The sequence below is a fragment of the Candidatus Psyllophila symbiotica genome, from assembly GCF_029910555.1.
Lineage (GTDB): Bacteria > Pseudomonadota > Gammaproteobacteria > Enterobacterales > Enterobacteriaceae_A.
Genome location: NZ_CP092142.1, coordinates 177,077 through 196,008 on the forward strand (window position 1 = coordinate 177,077; position 18,932 = coordinate 196,008).

General features: G+C 25.8%; 13 protein-coding genes, 3 tRNA genes and 3 rRNA genes. 6 read left to right on the forward strand and 13 right to left on the reverse strand.

The window, feature by feature from the left end; translation table 11 throughout:
- Positions 1 to 16: 16 nt before the first annotated feature.
- From zwf to rpmA, 3 genes are read left to right on the forward strand one after another with little or no spacing between them, the layout of a single operon-like run.
- Positions 17 to 1,477: a glucose-6-phosphate dehydrogenase gene (gene zwf, locus MEJ61_RS00900; protein ID WP_459563393.1), complete on the forward strand. Its 1,461-nt coding sequence runs from the start codon at positions 17 to 19 to the stop codon at positions 1,475 to 1,477.
- A 39-nt stretch (positions 1,478 to 1,516) separates the two neighbouring features.
- On the forward strand, positions 1,517 to 1,828 hold the full coding sequence (gene rplU / locus MEJ61_RS00905; protein ID WP_459563220.1) for a 50S ribosomal protein L21: 312 nt from the start codon (positions 1,517 to 1,519) through the stop codon (positions 1,826 to 1,828).
- A 14-nt stretch (positions 1,829 to 1,842) separates the two neighbouring features.
- Positions 1,843 to 2,094 carry a 50S ribosomal protein L27 gene (gene rpmA, locus MEJ61_RS00910; RefSeq protein ID WP_459563221.1) on the forward strand — a complete coding sequence of 84 codons (252 nt, stop codon included), beginning with the start codon at positions 1,843 to 1,845 and terminating at the stop codon, positions 2,092 to 2,094.
- Positions 2,095 to 2,133: 39 nt separating this feature from the next.
- On the opposite strand, the gene rrf is transcribed toward rpmA, so the two are convergent.
- From rrf to MEJ61_RS00935, 5 genes are all read right to left on the reverse strand, one after another.
- A 5S ribosomal RNA gene (gene rrf, locus MEJ61_RS00915) occupies positions 2,134 to 2,249 on the reverse strand.
- Positions 2,250 to 2,313: 64 nt separating this feature from the next.
- Positions 2,314 to 5,196: ribosomal RNA gene (locus MEJ61_RS00920) — 23S ribosomal RNA — on the reverse strand.
- Between the two features lie 92 nt (positions 5,197 to 5,288).
- Positions 5,289 to 5,361 (reverse strand) — tRNA-Ala (locus MEJ61_RS00925).
- 67 nt (positions 5,362 to 5,428) lie between these two features.
- Positions 5,429 to 5,502: transfer RNA gene (locus MEJ61_RS00930), tRNA-Ile, on the reverse strand.
- Between the two features lie 58 nt (positions 5,503 to 5,560).
- Positions 5,561 to 7,102 (reverse strand): 16S ribosomal RNA (locus MEJ61_RS00935).
- Together the 16S, 23S and 5S rRNA genes with 2 tRNA genes alongside form the textbook arrangement of a ribosomal RNA operon.
- Positions 7,103 to 7,491: 389 nt before the next feature.
- Between MEJ61_RS00935 and MEJ61_RS00940 the strand changes: the two genes are divergently transcribed.
- Positions 7,492 to 7,564: transfer RNA gene (locus tag MEJ61_RS00940), tRNA-Lys, on the forward strand.
- Positions 7,565 to 7,601: 37 nt separating this feature from the next.
- Positions 7,602 to 8,702, forward strand: coding sequence for a DNA polymerase III subunit beta (gene dnaN / locus MEJ61_RS00945; protein ID WP_459563222.1), 1,101 nt, complete (start codon positions 7,602 to 7,604; stop codon positions 8,700 to 8,702).
- Positions 8,703 to 8,707: 5 nt separating this feature from the next.
- Here the strand turns inward: dnaN and grxD are convergent, their stop codons facing one another.
- From grxD to rpsL, 5 genes are all read right to left on the reverse strand, one after another.
- Positions 8,708 to 9,022: a Grx4 family monothiol glutaredoxin gene (grxD, locus tag MEJ61_RS00950; protein WP_459563223.1), complete on the reverse strand. Its 315-nt coding sequence runs from the start codon at positions 9,020 to 9,022 to the stop codon at positions 8,708 to 8,710.
- Positions 9,023 to 9,128: 106 nt separating this feature from the next.
- Positions 9,129 to 10,316 (reverse strand): elongation factor Tu, encoded by a 1,188-nt coding sequence (tuf, locus tag MEJ61_RS00955; protein WP_459563224.1) that lies wholly within the window; start codon positions 10,314 to 10,316, stop codon positions 9,129 to 9,131.
- Positions 10,317 to 10,483: 167 nt separating this feature from the next.
- Complete coding sequence (fusA, locus tag MEJ61_RS00960) at positions 10,484 to 12,592, reverse strand: elongation factor G (RefSeq protein WP_459563394.1); 2,109 nt, start codon at positions 12,590 to 12,592, stop codon at positions 10,484 to 10,486.
- Positions 12,593 to 12,616: 24 nt separating this feature from the next.
- Positions 12,617 to 13,087, reverse strand: a complete 471-nt coding sequence (gene rpsG / locus MEJ61_RS00965) for a 30S ribosomal protein S7 (protein ID WP_459563226.1) — start codon at positions 13,085 to 13,087, stop codon at positions 12,617 to 12,619.
- A 45-nt stretch (positions 13,088 to 13,132) separates the two neighbouring features.
- Positions 13,133 to 13,504, reverse strand: coding sequence for a 30S ribosomal protein S12 (gene rpsL, locus MEJ61_RS00970; RefSeq protein WP_459563395.1), 372 nt, complete (start codon positions 13,502 to 13,504; stop codon positions 13,133 to 13,135).
- A gap of 285 nt (positions 13,505 to 13,789) precedes the next feature.
- On the opposite strand from rpsL, the gene eno reads away from it, so the two are divergent.
- A complete protein-coding gene (gene eno / locus MEJ61_RS00975) occupies positions 13,790 to 15,097 on the forward strand; it encodes a phosphopyruvate hydratase (protein ID WP_459563228.1) in 1,308 nt (435 codons plus the stop codon).
- On the opposite strand, the gene tadA is transcribed toward eno, so the two are convergent.
- From tadA to MEJ61_RS00990, 3 genes are all read right to left on the reverse strand, one after another.
- Entirely contained in the window at positions 15,089 to 15,538 is a 450-nt protein-coding gene (gene tadA / locus MEJ61_RS00980) for a tRNA adenosine(34) deaminase TadA (RefSeq protein ID WP_459563229.1), read from the reverse strand. The two genes, eno and tadA, sit on opposite strands and share 9 nt — an antisense overlap.
- Positions 15,539 to 15,592: 54 nt before the next feature.
- Positions 15,593 to 16,198, reverse strand: a complete 606-nt coding sequence (gene rsmD, locus MEJ61_RS00985; protein WP_459563230.1) for a 16S rRNA (guanine(966)-N(2))-methyltransferase RsmD — start codon at positions 16,196 to 16,198, stop codon at positions 15,593 to 15,595.
- A 117-nt stretch (positions 16,199 to 16,315) separates the two neighbouring features.
- Positions 16,316 to 18,790: a DNA gyrase/topoisomerase IV subunit A gene (locus MEJ61_RS00990; RefSeq protein WP_459563231.1), complete on the reverse strand. Its 2,475-nt coding sequence runs from the start codon at positions 18,788 to 18,790 to the stop codon at positions 16,316 to 16,318.
- Positions 18,791 to 18,932 lie beyond the last annotated feature (142 nt).

The window sequence follows — 18,932 nt, forward strand, 5'->3', positions numbered from 1 at the left end:
TATTTTGAGAATTTATATGGAAAAAATTAAACCATGTGACTTCATAATTTTTGGAGTTAAAGGTGATTTATCTAAACGCAAGATATTACCATCATTATATTATTTGGAAAAAACTAATAATATTCATAATAATACTTGTGTAATTGGAGTTGGACGTTCTAAATGGCATAAAATAGATTATATTAATATGATAAGAAAATCATTAGTTACTTTTTTAAAAGAAAAAATTAATGAAAAAATTTGGTTAAAATTTATTTCTCGTTTTAAATTTTGTAATTTAGATGTATATTATAGTGACAATTTCATAAAATTAAAAAAAATTTTAGATCAAAAAAATCGCGTTTCAATTAATTATTGTGCTATGCCATCAAGTACTTTTTCTGCTATATGTGATGGATTAGGAAAAGCAAAAATAAATAAAAAAACTTCACGTATTGTTATAGAAAAACCTTTAGGAACAAATTTAGAATCGTATAATTATATTAATAAAAAAATTTTAAAATATTTTAATGAATCTCAAGTTTACAGAATTGATCATTATTTAGGTAAAGAAACTATTTTAAATTTATTAGCTTTTAGATTTTCTAATAGTTTTTTTTTAAATAATTGGGGTAATCATATTATTGATTCTGTTCAAATTACAGTTTCAGAAGAAGTGGGAATTGAAGGTAGAATAGAATATTTTGATAAAACAGGTCAAATTAAAGATATGATACAAAATCATTTATTACAAATTTTAAGTATAATTGCTATGGAATCTCCAAAAAATTTAAATACTAATAGTATTAGAGAAAAAAAAATAAAAATTGTACGTTCATTAAGAAAAATTGATTATAATAATATTAATGAAAAAATAGTTTTAGGGCAATATACTTTTGGAAAAATTAATGGAATAAATGTACCAGGTTATTTAGATGAAATAAATTTAGATAAAAATAGTAATACTGAAACTTTTGTTTCTTTACGTGTTGATATTGATAATTTAAATTGGGCAGGCGTACCATTTTATTTACGTAGTGGAAAAAGATTAAAAAAAAAATTTTCAGAAATTGTAATTTATTTCAAAAATTTACCTATTAATTTATTTAAAGAATTTAATAAAAAAAATTTTCAAAATAAACTAATAATTCGTTTACAACCAAACGAAGGGGTTGAAATGCAAATTTTAAATAAATTACCTGGTTTAAAAAATAAATATGAATTACAATTAACAAAACTTGATTTTAATTTTTATAGAAATAATGAATATAAAACAGATGCTTATGAACTTTTAATATTAGAAATAATGTATGGTATTCAGTCGCATTTTGTTAGTTGCGAAGAATTAGAAGAATCTTGGAAATGGATAGATCCTATAATAAATGGTTGTAAAATTACTAAAAAAAAACCTATTTTATATAAATCCGGTTCATGGGGACCTGAAGAATCAAATTTTTTAATTAAAAAAGATGGTAGAGAATGGAATAAATATAATTAATTATTATATATTACTAAAATTATTTACATAAGGTTTATTATGTATGCAATTATAATTAATGGTGGTAAACAATATAAGATTGTTAAAAATAAAATTTTACGCCTTGAAAAAATAAATAATAAAATAGGGGAAATAATTAAATTTGAAAAAATTCTTTTGTTTGTTAAAAATAAATATATTAAAATTGGAAATCCTTTTGTTGAAAATATTATAATAGAAGCTGAAATTATTAATCATGGTAAAGATATTAAAAAAAAAATTATTAAATTTAAACGTAGAAAACATCATTTAAAACAAATAGGTCATCGACAAAAATATACAGAAGTTAAAATAATTAAAATAATTAAATAAAAATAAGGAAAAATATGGCTCAAAAAAAAGCTGGTGGTTCTACTAGAAATGGACGAGATTCTAAATCTAAAAGATTAGGTGTTAAAAAATTTGGTGGTGAAATAGTTTTAGCTGGGAATATTATTGTTAGGCAAAATGGGAATAAATTTCATGCTGGTGAAAATGTAGGTTGTGCTAAAGATTATACATTATTTGCATTAAAAAATGGCAAAATAAAATTCGAAACAAAAGGGAAAAAAAAAAAAAAATTTATTAAATTGATTTAATTTATTAAATTAATAATTTTAAATTTTTTAAATATAAATGCCTGGCATTTTCCTACTCTCACATGAGGGATCCTCACACTACCATCGGCGATACAGTATTTCACTTCTGAGTTCGGGATGGAATCAGGTGGTGCTACTGTGCTATTAATGCCAGGCAAATAAAAATTTAAAAAATAAAATTAATAAATATTTTAAAATTATTTAAATATTTAGTTATATAAAATTAAGTCTCACGGTTCATTAGTATTGGTTAGCTTAATATATTGCTATACTTACACACCCAACCTATCAACGTCTTAGTCTCAAACGTCCCTTTAGGAACCATAAGGTTCTGGGAAGATTTATCTTGAGGCAAGTTTCGCACTTATATGCTTTCAGCGCTTATCTCTTCCGTACTTAACTACCGGGCAGTACCATTGGCATGATAACCCGAACATCAGCGGTACGTTCACTTCGCTCCTCTCGTACTAGAAGCAACCCCTCTCAATCTTCCAACGCCCACGACGGATAGAGACCGAACTGTCTCACGACGTTCTGAACCCAGCTCGCGTTCCGCTTTAATGGGCGAACAGCCCAACCCTTGGAACCTTCTTCAGCTCCAGGATGCGATGAGCCGACATCGAGGTGCCAAACACCGCCGTCGATATGAACTCTTGGGCGGTATTAGCCTGTTATCCCCGGAGTACCTTTTATTCGTTGAGCGATGGCCTTTCCATGCAGAACCACCGGATCACTAAGACCTGCTTTCGCATCTGCTCGAGTTGTCACTCTCGCAGTTAAGCTAGCTTATGCCTTTGCACTTAAAATTACGATTTCTGACCGTAATTAGCTAACCTTTGTGCTCCTCCGTTACTCTTTAGGAGGAGACCGCCCCAGTCAAACTACCCACCAGACATTGTCTTTATTCCAGATAATGGAATTAAATTAGAATATTAAATTTTAAAGGGTGGTATTTCAAGTATGGCTTAATTAAAACTTGCGTTTTAAGTTTAAAACCTCCCACCTATCCTATACATTAAAAATTAATATTCAATATCAAGCTATAGTAAAGGTTCACGGGGTCTTTCCGTCTTGCCGCGGGTACACTGCATCTTCACAGCAATTTCAATTTCACTGAGTCTCGGGTGGAGACAGTCTGGCCATCATTACGCCATTCGTGCAGGTCGGAACTTACCCGACAAGGAATTTCGCTACCTTAGGACCGTTATAGTTACGGCCGCCGTTTACTGGGGCTTCGATCAAAAGCTTTGTATTTCTACTAACTCTATTAATTAACCTTCCAGCACCGGGCAGGCGTCACACCGTATACTTCCACTTACGTGTTTGCACAGTGCTATGTTTTTATTAAACAGTTGCAGCCAGCTATTATCTGCGACTGGATTCAGCTTGATTCGTTTAGAATTTTACTTAATACCAGCGTGCCTTTTCCCAAAGTTACGACACTATTTTGCCTAGTTCCTTCACCCGAGTTCTCTCAAGCGCCTTAGTATTCTCTACTTAACCACCTGTGTTGGTTTGTAGTACGGCTTTATTTTTATTTTTGCTTTAAAAGCTTTTCTTGTAAGTATGGCATTAACTAATTTATCATATTTAATGATTATTCATTGTATCTTAAAGTTAAAACTTCTACGTACTTAAACCAAGACAACCGACACCTGGATAGTTTAGCCTTCTTCGTCCCTTTTTTAGCAATAAAAATAAAGTACAGGAATATTAACCTGTTGTTCATCGACTACGCTTTTCAGCCTCATCTTAGAGACCGACTTACCCTGCCTTGATTAACATTGGACAGGAAACCTTAGTTTTTCGGCGAGCAGGTTTTTCACCCGCTTTATCGTTACTTATGTCAGCATTCGCACTTCTGATACCTCCAGAAAATTTTTCAATTTTCCTTCAACAGCTTACAGAACGCTCCTCTACCTAACAATAATAAATATTGTTACCACAGCTTCGGTATATAGTTTAGCCCCGTTACATCTTCCGCGCAGGTTGACTCGACCAGTGAGCTATTACGCTTTCTTTAAATGATGGCTGCTTCTAAGTCAACATCCTGGTTGTTTATGCCCCCCCACATCGTTTTCCACTTAACTATAATTTTGGGACCTTAGCTGGTGGTCTGGGTTGTTTCCCTTTTCACGACGAATGTTAGCACTCGCCGTGTGTCTCCCATGATAACATTCTTCGATATTCGGAGTTTGCAACGGTTCAAAAATCGGTAGATTCCTTACCCGAAACAGTGCTCTACCCTCGAAGATGAATTACATGAGGCGCTACCTAAATAGCTTTCGAGGAGAACCAGCTATCTCCCGGTTTGATTGGCCTTTCACCCCTAACCACAAGTCATCTGCTAATTTTTCAACATTAGTCAGTTCAGTCCTTCAATTAGTTTTAATTAATTTTCAACTTGCTCATGGTTAGATCACCGGGTTTCGGGTCTATATCTTGAAACTATTTGCCCATTTAAGACTCGGTTTCCCTTTGGCTACCCTATATGGTTAACCTTGCTACAAAATATAAGTCGCTGACCCATTATACAAAAGGTACGCAGTTACATTATATAAATGCTTCTACTGCTTGTACGTATACGGTTTCAGGTTCTATTTCACTCCCCTTCCGGGGTTCTTTTCACCTTTCCCTCACGGTACTAGTTCACTATCGGTCAATCAGGAGTATTTAGTCTTGGAGGATGGTCCCCCCGTATTCAAACAGGATTACACGTGTCCCGTTTTACTATTAGAGAAAAAAAAATATAATTTTTTGTATACGGGACTATCACCCTATATTATGTTTTTTTCCAAAAACTTCTACTAAAATATATTTTTTTAAAATATCTCTTGACTTGTCCCATTTCGCTCGCCACTACTAAGGGAATCTCAATTGATTTTTTTTCCTCAGGTTACTTAGATGTTTCAGTTCACCTGGTTTGCTTTTTGTTATTATGTATTCATAACAAAATAGTGTTTTAAAAACACTGGGTTTCCCCATTCGGGTATCATTGATTTTATCGGGTCAATCACCTTATCAATGCTTTTCGCAGATTTGCACGCCCTTCTTCGCCTCTGATTGCCTAGGCATCCACCGTATACGCTTAGTTTCTTAATTTTATAAAACTTAAAATGTATAAATTAATATTTTTGAATTTTAAATAATAATGTTTATAATGTATATAATTTTACTTTAATATATAAACAATATGGAGCTAAGCGGGGTCGAACCGCTGACCTCCTACTTGCAAGGCAGGCGCTCTACCAGCTGAGCTATAGCCCCTTTAAAATAAAAGGGGATATTTTTAAAATATTTTAATAATTTAATAGGTCAGTTAAAATATAAAATTTAGGCCTGAGTGGAATTGAACCACCGACCTCACCCTTATCAGGGGTGTGCTCTGACCATCTGAGCTACAAGCCTATTTTTGAATATTTGTTATATTTTAAAATTTATATGGGCACTCACGTTTTTAATAAAGTAAGGAGGTGATCCAACCGCAGGTTCCCCTACGGTTACCTTGTTACGACTTCACCCCAGTTATGAACCACAAAGTGGTAATTGCCCTTCCTTAGATTAAGCTAATTACTTCTTTTACAGCTCACTTCCATGGTTTGACGGGCGGTGTGTACAAACCCCGAGAACGTATTCACCACGACATGCTGATTCGCGATTACTAGCGATTCCGACTTCATGAAGTCGAGTTGCAGACTTCAATCCGAACTGAGACTGTTTTTTTGAGATTGGCTTGCTCTCGCGAGTTAGCTACTCTTTGTGTACACCATTGTAGCACGTGTGTAGCCCTACTCATAAGGGCCATGATGACTTGACGTCGTCCTCACCTTCCTCCAGTTTATCACTGGCAGGCTCCTTTGAGTTCCCGACTTTCTCGATGGCAACAAAGGATAAGGGTTGCGCTCGTTGCGGGACTTAACCCAACATCTCACGACACGAGCTGACGACAACCATGCACCACCTGTCTCAGAATTCCAATAGGACCAATTTCATTTCTGAAATGTTTTCTGGATGTCAAGAGTAGGTAAGGTTTTTCGCGTTGCATCGAATTAAACCACATGCTCCACCGCTTGTGCGGGCCCCCGTCAATTCATTTGAGTTTTAACCTTGCGGTCGTACTCCCCAGGCGGTCGATTTAACACGTTAGCTACGAAAGCTATATCTCAAGGATACAACTTTCAAATCGACATTGTTTACGGCGTGGACTACCAGGGTATCTAATCCTGTTTGCTCCCCACGCTTTCGTGCCTCAGCGTCAGTTTTTGCCCAGGGGGTCGCCTTCGCCACTGGTATTCCTCCAGATATCTGCGCATTTCACCGCTACACCTGGAATTCTACCCCCCTCTACAAAACTCTAGTTTATTAGTTTCAAATGCAGTTCCTAAGTTAAGCTTAGGGATTTCACATCTGACTTAATATACCGCCTACGTGCTCTTTACGCCCAGTAATTCCGATTAACGCTCGCACCCCCCGTATTACCGCGGCTGCTGGCACGGAGTTAGCCGGTGCTTCTTTTGAAGGTAACGTCAATTATTAACATATTAAGTTAATTTTTTTCTTTCCCTCTGAAAGTGCTTTACAACCCTAAGGTCTTCATCGCACACGCGGCATAGCTGCATCAGGCTTTCGCCCATTGTGCAATATTCCCCACTGCTGCCTCCCGTAAGAGTCTGGACCGTGTCTCAGTTCCAGTGTGGCTGGTCGTCCTCTCAGACCAGCTAGAGATTATTGCCTAAGTGAGCCTTTACCTCGCTTACTAGCTAATCTCGTCTGGGCACATTCAATGGCATGATATTATTTACCCCTTTGGTCTTTTTACAAGACATTATATGGTATTAGCTATCATTTCTAATAGTTATTCCCTTCCATTGGGTAGTTCCCCAGATATTACTCACCCGTTCGCCGCTCGCCGTCAAAATAGTTAAACTATTTTTCGTTGCCGCTCGACTTGCATGTGTTAAGCTTGCCGCTAGCGTTCAATCTGAGCCATGATCAAACTCTTCAATTTGAGAACAAATTTTTTTTCTTTAAAACTAATTTTAAATTTACATGTTTATTTATTGACTCTAAAAAAATTAATTTTTAATTTATTAAAAATATTTTTCTGTGAGTGCCCATATAAATTTAAAAATAATTTTATTTAAAATTATTTAATTTTAAAAATATTTTTAAACAATTTAATTCTAAAATATTTATTTATAATGTCAAGGAATTATTATTATTTCTAAAATAACTTGTTTTTATAATTTTATTATTTTTAAATATTTATTTAGTTTATTTAAAATGTATTTAAATATTTTAATTAATTTAAAATATGTATAATAATTTTTTATATATTTTTAAAATTATTTATTGCTAATTTTAAATATTTTTAGTACAATTATTTATATAATTAATGGGTCGTTAGCTCAGTTGGTAGAGCACTTGACTTTTAATCAATTGGTCGCAGGTTCAAATCCCGCACGACCCATTATTTATATAAATATAATATTTATAAGGAATAAAACATGAAATTTGATATTATTAAAGAGACATTTTTAAATAATGTTTATCAATTAAATTATATATTAAATACTAATAATTTATATATATATAATAATATTTTATTAAAAGTTAAAAATAATATTTTATTAGTTACTCATGCTAATCAAGAAATGGAAATAATATCAAAAGTTAAATTATGTGGAAATTCTGAAGATGGATCAATAACAGTTTCCACTAAAAATTTTATAAATATATTTAAAAATTTACCAGATAATTCTGAAATTTTAATAAAATTAGAAAAAGATTTAATATTTATGAAAACAAAAAAAATTAAATTTTGTTTATCTACATTGCCATCAAATAATTTTCCTAGTATAGATAAATGGATTATTAAAAATCAATTGGAATTTATATTAAATCAGCATGTGTTTAAAAATATTATTAACAGCACTTATTTTTCAATATCAAATAATGATATTAAATATTCATTAAATGGCATATTTTTGGAAATCAAAAAAAATATAATACAATGCACTGCTTCAGATGGACATAGATTATCTATTTGTACTTTATATATTACGCAAGAATTACCATTTTGTTCTATAATTATACCTAAAAAAGGAATTTTAGAAATAATGCGTTTATTAAAAAAAGGTGATATGAAATTACAAATAGGTAAAAACAATATACGTATATATATTAAAAATTTAATATTTACTTCAAAATTAATAAATGGAAATTATCCAAATTATAAAAATTTATTAGATAATAAAAAAGGAGAAAGTTTTGAAATAAATTCAGATGATTTTAAAGAAGCTATTAAACGTGTATCTATTTTAGCAAGTGAAAAATTTAATATTGTATATTTAATTTTAAATAAAAATAATTTAAAAATAAAAACATATAAACCGCCAAAAGAAAAAGCGGAAGAATTTATTGAAATTATTTATAATGGACCTAAAATAAAAATTGGTGTTAATTTAAATTATATTTTATCTATATTAAATTCATTTGTTAAAAAATATATCAAAATATTAATTAAAGATTTGGATAATAGTATTCAAATAACATATATTAGTAAAAATATCAAATATTTACACATTATAATGCCAATAGTAATATAAAATTTTTATTTTTGAATATTTTTAATCATTTTTTGTAATTCTTTAGTTTTATAAAGATATTTAATAATATCATAACCTCCTATAAATTCTTTATTAATCCATATTTGAGGAAAAGTATACCAATTTGAATATTTAGGTAGTTCTTGTTTTATAAATGGTTTTTCTAAAATATTAACATATGAAAATTTATTACAACATTTAAATAAAATTTGAACAGCTTTTTCTGAAAAAGAGCAATTAGGATTTTTAGGTGTACCTTTCATATATATTAAAATTAAATTATTATTAATTTGTTTTTTTATTTCTTCAATAGTTTTCATTTAAAACCAATTTAAAATAATTATTAATATAATTAGTTATTAATGTTTGTTATTTTTAAAACAATTTATTTTGTTTAAAGTAGGGCACTTAGTGCCCCGTGTAAAATTAAGAAATTATTTTCGTTACTATTCCAGCACCTACAGTTTTACCACCTTCTCTAATAGCAAATCTCAAACCTACGTCCATAGCTATTGGACTTATTAAAGTAACTATCATTTTAATATTATCTCCTGGCATAACCATTTCAATATTATTTTGTGAAAATTCAATATTACCTGTAACATCAGTTGTTCTAAAATAAAATTGTGGTCTGTAACCTTTAAAAAATGGTGTATGTCTACCTCCTTCTTCTTTATTTAATATATAAACTTCTGACTCAAAAACAGTATGGGGTTTTATTGATCCTGGTTTTGCTAATACCTGTCCTCTCTCAATGTCTTCTCGTTTTATACCTCTTAGTAAAACACCTATATTTTCTCCAGCTCTTCCTTCATCTAATAATTTACGAAACATTTCAACACCTGTACAAGTAGTTTTAACAGTATTTTTAATTCCTATTATTTCGATTTCTTCACCAATTTTGATAATTCCTCTTTCAACTCTACCAGTTACTACTGTACCTCTACCAGAAATTGAAAAAACATCTTCAATAGGTAATAAAAAATCTTTTTCAATCAATCTTTTAGGATTAGGGATATATGTATCTAAACTATTTGAAAGATCTATAATTTTGTTTACCCATTTTGAATTTCCATCTAAAGCTTTTAACGCTGATCCTCTAATTACTGGTGTTGTATCACCTGGAAAATTGTATTGTGTTAAAAGCTCTCTTACTTCCATTTCTACTAATTCTAAAAGTTCTTCATCTTTAACCATATCGCATTTATTTAAAAAAACAATTATATAAGGAACACCTACTTGTCGACTAAGTAAAATATGCTCTCTAGTTTGTGGCATTGGTCCATCAGTCGCTGCTACTACTAATATTGCTCCGTCCATTTGAGCTGCTCCTGTAATCATATTTTTAACATAATCAGCATGTCCAGGACAATCAACGTGAGCATAATGACGAATATTTGTATCATATTCAACATGTGAAGTATTAATTGTAATACCTCTAGCTTTTTCTTCCGGTGCACTGTCGATTTGTTCAAATGCTTTTGCTGTACCGCCATATTTTTTAGCTAAAATTGTAGTAATTGCTGATGTTAAAGTTGTTTTACCATGATCAACATGACCTATAGTTCCAACATTTAAGTGTATTTTTTTGCGTTCAAATTTTTTTTTTGACAAAATAATTTCCTTTTAATTTTAGTTTTTTGTTTAATTTAAAATATTTTTTATAATTATATTAATAATTAAATTTTAATTTTAGTTTTTGCTTTATTTAAAATATATTATTTTAAAATTATATTAATAATTAGATTTTAATTTAAAGTTAATTATAAATAATAAAATTACTAATATCCTCTTTTTTTTATAATTTTTTTAGATATATTATTAGGTGTTAAATCATATTTAATAAATTTCATATAATAGAATGCTCTTCCTTTAGTTAATGATCTTAAGTTAGTAGCATATCCAAACATTTCAGATAAAGGAACTTCTGCGTAAATAATTATATTATTTAAATTATTTTCTTGGCCTTTTAAAATACCTCTTCTTCTACTTAAATCACCAATTATATCACCTATATAATTTTTAGGTGTTTCAACTTCTACTTTCATAATCGGTTCAAGTAATATTGGTTTTGATTTTTTAAAACCTTCTTTAAATGCCATAGATGCAGCTATTTTAAAAGCAATTTCTGATGAATCAACATCATGATACGATCCGTAATGTAAACGTACACCAATATTGACAACTGGATAACCTGCTAATGGTCCAGATTTTAATTGTTCTTTAATACCCTTTTTAATTGCTAAAATATATTCATTAGGAATAACTCCTCCTTTAATATTATTAATAAATTCATAGTTATTTAAATTTAAATTTAAATTTAATGGATAAATATCAATAACTACATGCCCATATTGTCCTCGTCCTCCAGTTTGTTTAATATATTTTCCTTCAATATTTAAACTTTTTTTTTTAATTGTTTCACGATATGCTACTTGAGGTTTGCCAATATTTGCTTCAACATTAAACTCACGCTTCATTCTTTCTACTATAATATCAAGATGCAATTCTCCCATACCTGATATTATTGTTTGGTTTGTTTCTAAATCTATTAGCACTTTGAATGATGGATCTTCTTTTGATAAACGATTTAAAGCTATACTCATTTTTTCTTGATCGCTTTTAGTTTTAGGTTCAACTGCTATTGAAATTACTGGTAAAGGGAATTCCATTTTTTCTAAAACTATTGGATTATTTATATCACATAAAGTATCTCCAGTTATAACATTTTTTAAACCTATAGCTGCAAATATATCTCCAGTAAAAACTTTTTTAATTTCTTCTCTTTTATTAGCATGCATTTGTAAAATACGACCAAATCTTTCTCTTATTAATTTTGTTGAATTTAATACAATATCTCCTGAATTAATAAAACCTGAATAAACTCTTAAAAAAGTTAAATTTCCGACATAAGGATCGTTAATAATTTTAAAAGCTAATGCTGAAAAAGGTTCTTTGTCATTTGATAAACGTTTTATTTTTTTTTTGTCTTTTGAAATACCATTTATATATTTAATATCTTTAGGTGATGGTAAATATTCTATTATTGAATCCAATAAAGCTTGAACACCCTTGTTTTTAAATGCTGACCCACATGTAATTAAAGTTATTTCGTTGTTTAAAACACGTTTTCTTAAGGATTTTTTTATTTCAATATCGCTTATTTTTTTACCATCTAAATATTTTTGCATTAATTCTTCTGATACTTCTGCAGCGTATTCTAATAATTTTTTATTCCATTTTTTAGATATAATTTTCATATTATCTGGAATTTTTTTGTATTTAAAAGTATTACCTAAATCAAAATCATTCCATATAACAGCTTTCATTTTAATTAAATCTATAATTCCGATAAATTTTTCTTCTTTTCCTATTGGAATTTGTATTGGAACTGGTTCTGAATTTAAACGTTTTTTTATTTGCTTTATTACTTTAAAAAAATCAGCACCAATTCTATCCATTTTATTTATAAATGCAATTCTAGGAACATTATATTTATTAGCTTGCTTCCATACAGTTTCAGATTGTGGTTGAACTCCGCCAACTGAACAATATACCATTATTACACCATCTAATACTCTCATTGACCTTTCAACTTCAATAGTAAAATCAACATGTCCTGGAGTATCTATTATATTAATTTTATGTGGTTTAAATTGATTTGACATACCAGACCAAAATGTTGTTGTAGATGCTGCAGTTATTGTAATACCTCTTTCTTGTTCTTGTTCCATCCAATCCATAGTTGCTGTTCCATCGTGAACTTCACCAATTTTATGGTTAACTCCAGTATAAAATAAAATACGTTCAGTAATTGTTGTTTTACCTGCGTCTATATGTGCGCTAATACCAATATTACGATAATATTCAATAGGTGTCTTTCTTACCATTTAAACTCCTTATTTTTAAAATTATTACCATTTATAATGTGCAAATGCTTTATTTGCTTCAGCCATTTTATGGACATTTTCGCGTTTTTTAAATGCTAATCCTTTATTATTTGACGCGTCAAATAATTCATTTGATAATTTTAATGACATAGATTTATTTTTACGTTTTTGTGCTGCTTTAATAATCCATCTCATTGCTAACGAATTTCTTCTTTTCAAATTAACTTCAATTGGTACTTGATAATTTGCTCCGCCTATTTTACGTGATTTAACTTCTACTAATGGACCAATATTTATAATAGCTTTTTTAAATACTTCTAACGAAAAATTTTTAGTATAATTTATTAAATTTTCTAAAGCATTATATACTATTGATTGAGCTAAAGTTTTTTTACCGTTAACCATTATTATGTTAATAAATTTTGTTAATAATTTTGATTTAAATTTTGGATCCGGTAAAATTTTATGTTTTTTTATTTTTTTTTTACGTGACATATAACTCCATATTTAATAATATAAATATATTATTAATTTTAAAAATTATTTTGGTTTTTTAACGCCATATTTAGATCTTGATTTTTTTCTATCTTTTACGCCATTACAATCAAGTGATCCTCTAATAGTGTGATATCTTACACCAGGTAAATCTTTAACTCTTCCACCTCTAATTAACACAACTGAATGTTCTTGTAGATTATGTCCTTCTCCTCCAATATATGAAGTAACTTCAAAACCATTAGTTAGACGTACTCTACAAACTTTTCGTAATGCTGAATTAGGTTTTTTAGGAGTAGTGGTATATACTTTAATACATACACCTCTTTTTTGAGGACAATTTTTTAATGCTGGTACGTTACTTTTATTTTTTTTTGATAATCTAGATTTTCTAATTAATTGATTAATTGTTACCATTTTAACCTTTTTTATTTTAAATATGTTATTTAAAATTAAATTTTTAAAATAAATAAATTTTAAAAATTGTCAAGTATGAATTTATTTTTTAAAAACACTTTATAAATGTTAAAAATATTAATGTTTTAAAATTATTATGATAATTTTTATTATATTTACATAATAAATAATAATTTAATTACTTTTGAATGGAATTTAATTACAAATAACATTAATTATTATATTTTAAATTTTTTTTTCAAAATTAAATATTTTATAAATTTATTTATTATAAATAAGGATAAAATGTCTAAAATTAAAAAAATAATAGCTAGAGAAATTTTGGATTCTAGAGGTTTTCCAACTGTTGAAACTGAAGTTCATTTAAATAGTGGTTTTATAGGTATAGCTTCGGTTCCTTCTGGTTCGTCTACTGGTACTTATGAATCATTAGAATTAAGAGATGATGATAAATTAAGATTTTTAGGTAAAGGTGTTTTAAAATCAGTTGATATTATTAATAAAAAAATTTCACGTATTCTTATTAATGAAGATTCGTTAAATCAAAATTATATTGATAATTTAATGATTAAATTAGATGGTACTAAAAATAAATCAAAATTAGGTGCTAATTCTATTTTAAGTGTATCTTTAGCAAACGTAAAAGCTGCAGCGTATTATAAATGCATACCTTTATATGAATATATATCTGAATTAAATGGAACTCCTAAAATATTTTCAATGCCATTACCAATGATAAATATAATTAACGGTGGAAAACATGCTGATAATAATATAGATATTCAAGAATTTATGATACAACCTATAAACGCAAAAACTTTTAAAGATTCAATAATAATTAGCGCAAATATATTTCATAATTTAGGTAAAATTCTTAAAAAAAAAAATATGATAACTTCGGTTGGTGATGAAGGTGGTTATGCTCCAAATTTAAAATCAAATGATGAAGCTTTTGATTTAATTATCGAAGCTATTGAAAATTCTGGTTATAAATTATATAAAGATATATCTTTGGCTATTGATTGTGCAGCATCAGAATTATATAAAGATAAAAAATATATAATATCAGAAAATAATATTAAAAAAGAATTCACATCTATAGAATTTAGTGATTTTTTAAAAAAATTAACAAATAAATATCCAATATTATCTATAGAAGATGGATTAGATGAATCTGATTGGGAAGGATTTGTTTATCAAACAAAAATTATGGGTAATAAAATTCAACTTGTTGGTGATGATTTGTTTGTTACAAATCCTGATTTATTAAAAAAAGGTATTATTAATAATGTTGCAAATTCTATTTTAATAAAATATAATCAAATTGGTACTCTTACTGAAACTTTGAATACAATTAAAATAGCTAAAAAAAATGGTTATACAACTATAATATCGCATCGTTCTGGAGAAACTGAAGATACAACTATTTGTGATTTAGCTGTAGGAACTTCAGCTGGTCAAATTAAAACAGGTTCTATAAGTAGAACAGATCGAATAGCAAAATATAATAGACTCATTAGAATTGAAGAAATACTTAAAGAAAAAATTATATTTAATGGTTTAACAGAAATTAAAAATCAAAAATTATTTTAAAAAAAAATTTCTTAAAATTTGTGAACATTTTTTTTTTAATATACCTGAAGTAATTTTAATTTTATGATCATAACCTAAATTATTTAAAGTATTCATTAAAAAATTAATTGAGCCTAGTTTGTTACATGATGCCCCAAAAACTATTTTTTCAATTTTACTGTTTAATATAGCACCTATACACATTATACAAGGTTCTAATGTAACATAAAGTGTTGTATTTAATAAATAATTATTTTTTAATATTTTACAACTATTTCTTATAACATTAATTTCTGAATGTGCAGTTGGATCGTTTTTTTGAATAGATTTATTATAAGATTTACTAATTATTTTATCTTTAAACATAAGTATTGATCCAATCGGTATTTCATTGTTTTTTTTTGCTTTTAAAGCTAATTTGTATGCTTTATTCATCCAATATAAATCATTATATTTTAACATTATTTAAATTTTGAATTTATAATATAATTTTATAAATAAATATTTTTCGAAAATTTAAATATTTAAACGTAAATATAATCTAATTAAAACATTTCCTATGATTTTAATTTTTTTAATATACCAATTTTTAGGTAATTTTATTATTTTTTTTTTTTTTGATTCTATATAAATTAATGATGTATTTGATAAATATTTATTTTTTTCTAATAAATTTATAGTTTTATTTAATAAATTTTTTTTAAAAGGTGGATCTAAAAATACTATATTAAAACGAACTTTACTTTTTATATTAAGCCAATTTATTGTATTAATATTAATTACGCAATTATTATAATTATTATAATTTAATAATTTTAAATTTTGTTTTAATTGATTTATAATATTTTTATTATTATCTAAAAAAAAAACTTTATTAGCATAATTAGATAATGCTTCTATTCCTAATGAACCACTACCAGCAAAGCAATCTAAACATATAGAATTTTTAATAATAGGTTTAATCCAATTAAATAATATTTTTTTAATTATACTTGTTGTTGGACGTAAATTATAATTATTATTAATAAATAATTTATAATTTTTCCATTTACCTGTATTAATATTTATTTTGTTTATATTTTTTTTGTTTTTAAATAAATTAATATTTTTATAATTTGACATAAAATCTTATTTTATTTTATTATTAAAATAAAATGTTTTAAAATAAATATATTAAATAAATATTATTATGTGAATTTATATATAATTATTATTTTTTTTAATTTAAAGTAAATTTATTTAATATTCTATATTTTCAAAAATTTTTTTGGAAAAAATTATTTTTTCATTTAGTTTTTTGTTAATTATTAAAAAATTTTTATTAATATTATTATTAGTGTTAATTTTAAATATTTTATTTTTGTTAGTAATTATAAAAATATAATTTTTAATATTATCATATATAATTGAAATTATTTTACTGTTATTTATAATATTAAATTTATTATTTAAATTTTTTTTATTATAATTTTTATTAATTTTTTTAACAATATATTTATATTCTGTTATAATTAAAATATTTTTATATTTATTATTTTTAATAATTGTATAAATTAATTTATCGTTTTTTTCTAAATTTATTATTTTAACACCTAAATTATTAAAATTAGTTTCTTTAATTTTATTTTCTATAAAATATATTGTTTTACCATTTAATGAAAATAAAATAATTTCATTATTTAAATTAATTGTATTAATATCAATTATTTCATCATTTTTATTTAAATTAATAATTTTAGTTTTTTTTAAATTGATATTTAAAAAATTTTTAATATTTATTTTTTTAAATATACCTTTTTTAGTTGTAATAATAATATATTTAAATTTTTTAATATTATTAATTGATAAAATTTTATTAATATATTCATTTTTTTTAATTTTTAAAATATTTTTAATATTATATTTTTGATTTTTAAAATTATAATTTATAAAATTTTTTACTTCTACTAAATATAAAAAACCAAAATTTGAAAATAATAAAATTTTTTCATAAATATTTGTAAATATAAAACAACGTATTAAATCTTTATATTTTTTTTTTTTAATATTTATTTTTTTTTTATAATAATTAATATCGCCTTTATATGTAATAAATAATAATATGTTTTTATTTGATATAATTTTTTTAGAATTTAATTCATAATTATTAAATTTAATTTTTGTACGTCTGTTATCACCAAAATTTTTTTTTAAATTTATTAATTCTTCTGTAATAATATTTATTAAATATTTTGAGTTTTTTAAAATCATTATTAAATTAATACTTTTTTTAATTAATTTTTTATATTCGGTAATTAAATTATTATATTCCATTCCAATTAATTTATGTAAACGTAAATCTAAAATTGCTTTTACTTGATTTATTGAAAAATAATATTTTTTTTTATCAATATTTTTTTTTTTATATAACCAATCATGATGATCAAAATTTTCTTGTGAATATTTTATTATAGTATAAAATTTTTTAAATTTCCAATAATTAAATATTAGTATTTTTTCTGCTTCTTTTAATGTTTTTACTTTTTTTAATATTTTAATTATAATTTTAATATTTATTAATGCAATAATTAAACCTTCTAAAATATGTGTTCTTTCTTTTATTTTGTTTAATAAAAATTTTGTTCTTCTTGTTACAATTTCTCTTCTATGATTTAAAAAAGCTTCTAAAATATTTTTAATATTTAATAATTTTGGTTGACCTTTATGTAACGCTACCATATTTATATTAAATGAAATTTCTAATTTTGTTAATAAATATAATTTTTTTAAAATTTTTTTTGTTATTGTTTTTTTTTTTAATTCAATTACTATTCTCATTCCATCTTTATCAGATTCATCACGTATTTTATTAATTTCTTTTATTTTTTTTTTTTTTATTAATTCTAAAATTCTTTTAATTAAACATAATTTATTTACTTGATATGGAAGTTCTTTTATTATAATATTTTCATTTTTGTTTTTTGGATTTTTTTCTATTTTAATATTTGCTCTTATTAAAATTTTTCCCCTTCCAGTTTTATAAGCTTTTTTAATTTCTTCTGTACCGTATATTATTGCTGATGTTGGAAAATCTGGTCCTGGAATATATTTCATTAATTTTTTAATAGTAATATTTTTGTTATTAATATAATTTATACAAGCGTTTATTACTTCAGATAAATTATGTGGCGGTATATTAGTTGCCATTCCTACAGCAATACCAGATGAACCATTTATTAATAAATTAGGAATTTTTGAAGGTAAAACTGATGGTATTAATTTAGTATTGTCATAATTTGGAATAAATTCTACTGTGTTTTTTTCTAAATCAGATAATAATTCATATGCAATTTTTGACATTCTAATTTCAGTATATCTCATAGCAGCAGCATGATCACCATCAATAGATCCAAAATTACCTTGTCCATCAATTAGAATATATCTTAAAGAAAAAGTTTGTGACATTCTAACAATTGAATCGTATACAGCTTTATCTCCATGAGGATGATATTTACCAATTACATCTCCAACTATTCTAGCAGATTTTTTATAAATATTAACCCAATTATTATTCATTTTGTACATTGCATATAATATTCTACGATGTACTGGTTTTAATCCGTCTCTAACATCTGGTAATGCTCTACAAATAATTACAGACATAGCGTAATCAAGATATGATTTTTTAAGTTCTTTTTCTATATTTATACTTTTTTTTTTTTTAATATTAATCATAAATTTCCATTATAATATTTTAAATATTAGTTTTTAAATTTTGTAAGTAGTTTTAAAATGCAACTTATATTTATTATAATTTAAATTTATTAAAGTAATTTAAATAAAGCTATTGTTTTTTTTTAAAAATATATTATAATTA